The following is a 1,574-nucleotide window of genomic DNA, read 5'->3' as shown; positions in this document are numbered from 1 at the left end:
CAGGCGACCCTCCGGGGCCTCACCGGGTTCGTCAACGACCTGCGGGAGGGCTTCAAGGGCCCGGACATCGCCAGTCAGGTGGCGACCCGCGTCCAGCAACTGGCCGACCTGGAGAAGCGTATCAACGAGTACCAGGCGGCCGGGGCGCCCCAGCGGCGCCTCGACGAGCTGCGCCACCAGGCCCAGGTGCTGAACCGCGAGATCGACGCCCTGATCGACAAGGGCCACGCCGAGGTTGCCACCCTGGACGCCGGCAAGGAGGAGGCGGAGTCCGGCAGGAAGGAGGCGGAGCGGGAACGCAACGCCGAGGCCCTCGCCGCCCGCCTCAAGGCCCTGGAGGCCGAGAAGGTCAAGGCCGCCGTCGAAGCCGCCGAAAAGATCGCCGCCGTCGACGACCAGCTGGCCCGCGACATCGCCATGGCCGAGAAAAAACGTGGCCGGCCGGGCATCGAGGGGGCGGAGGTCGAGCGGGAGATCGCCCTGCTCCGGGAAATCGCGGCCCGCAAGGTGGAGGTCCTCTCGAAGCCTCTGCGCGAGGCTGGCGAGCGCACCGACGCCCAGGCCCGCAAGGTGATCGCCGACCTGGAGCGCCAGCTGGGCACCGTCAACGACCCCCGTGGCGCCGCCATCGACCAGGCCCTCTCCCGCCTGCCCGAGGGGGCGACCGAGACCCAGCGCCGCGAGGTGGAACGCCTGTCCGGCGCCCTCTTCGACCAGAAGGAGGCCATCCGCGACCTCGACGAGGCCCTGGAGGCGGAGGCCCGGCTCCGCGACAAGGGGGCCGAGATCTCCCGCCGCCATCGCACGACCGAGGAGGAATACCGCGACACCCTGACGGAGTTGGACGAGCTGCTACGCAACGCCGCCCTCGACCAGGACACCTACGCCCGCGCCGTCGAGGAGGCCGAGCGGAAGAAGCTGGAGGCCTCCAGGGAATGGCAGGACGGCGCCATCCGGGCCATCCGCTCCTACGTGGAGGAGGCCACCGACGGCGCCCGCGCCGCCGAACAGGCCACCACCCGATCCCTCCAGGCCGGGGAGGAGGCCTTCGTCAAGTGGGCCACCACCGGCAAGCTGGCTGCGGGCGATCTCTTCAACAGCATCGCCGAGGAGGCGCTCCGCGCCGCCTGGCGCCTGTCGGTCGCCAAGCCGCTCGGCGGCATCCTGGAAGGTCTCTTCTCCGCCATCGGCGAGGGCATGTCGGGGTGGCTCGGCGGGGGCGGCGGGGAGACCCCGGCGCCTCCCGAGATCCTGGAGGCCCACAGCGGCGGTATCGTCGGCCGCGATCCCTTGCGTCGCCGCTCCGTCGATCCGGCCGTCTTCCGGGAGGCGGAGCGCTTCCATGGCGGCGGGCTGGTGGGTCTGCGCCATGGCGAGGTGCCCATCGTGGCGCTCCGCGGCGAGGAGGTGCTGACCCGCGACGATCCGCGCCACCGCCTCAATCTGGCCGGCTCGCCATCTGCCGGCGGCGTCACCGTGGTCGTCCAGCCCACCGTCACCAACACGGTGCCCAACACCCAGGCCCGCACCGAGACCCGGCGCGGCCCGGCCGGCGAGGTGATGATCGACGTCTT

At 72.6% G+C, this 1,574-nt stretch carries 1 protein-coding gene; it reads left to right on the top strand.

Translation table 11 applies throughout. The features are described 5' to 3' along the window. Positions 1 to 1,574 (top strand): hypothetical protein (locus H7841_18425; GenBank protein MEO5338834.1); only part of this gene is annotated, 1,574 nt, incomplete at both ends.

The sequence above is a fragment of the Magnetospirillum sp. WYHS-4 genome (assembly GCA_039908345.1).
In the GTDB taxonomy this organism is placed as follows: Bacteria; Pseudomonadota; Alphaproteobacteria; order Rhodospirillales; family GLO-3; genus JAMOBD01.
The sequence above is the reverse complement of the archived record's forward strand: the minus strand, read 5'-3'. Positions and strand labels throughout refer to the sequence as shown.